Here is a 289-nt window from a genome sequence, read left to right as displayed (position 1 = left end):
ATTGTTGAGTGCCCGCTACATATTTTTACTAACCTAGATGACAAAGGGCGAGCCATGATTGCGCGGCTTAATAATATAGGCTTAAAAGTGTGTGTTGATGGTTTGGGCGATAACCCCGTTTCGCTCTCTAAGTTACCTAGTTTAGCGGTAGAATACATTAAAGTCGCGCCAGCATTAACTGCTGATTTTAGTAATCAAAACAATATTCGCAGCCTAGTTGTTGGTATGGTACAAATGCATAATCAACAAAGTACTAAGGTTATTTTTGAAGGGGTTGAAACCCTAGATC

At 39.8% G+C, this 289-nt stretch carries 1 protein-coding gene; it reads left to right on the top strand.

The genetic code is table 11. From position 1 onward, the window contains the following. Positions 1-54: 54 nt before the first annotated feature. Positions 55-289 (top strand): EAL domain-containing protein (locus AAEY78_RS12575; protein ID WP_352339671.1); only part of this gene is annotated, 235 nt, incomplete at its 3' end.

Source organism: Psychrobacter sp. 16-MNA-CIBAN-0192, assembly GCF_040309565.1.
Classification (GTDB): Bacteria; Pseudomonadota; Gammaproteobacteria; order Pseudomonadales; family Moraxellaceae; genus Psychrobacter.
The sequence above is the reverse complement of the archived record's forward strand: the minus strand, read 5'-3'. Positions and strand labels throughout refer to the sequence as shown.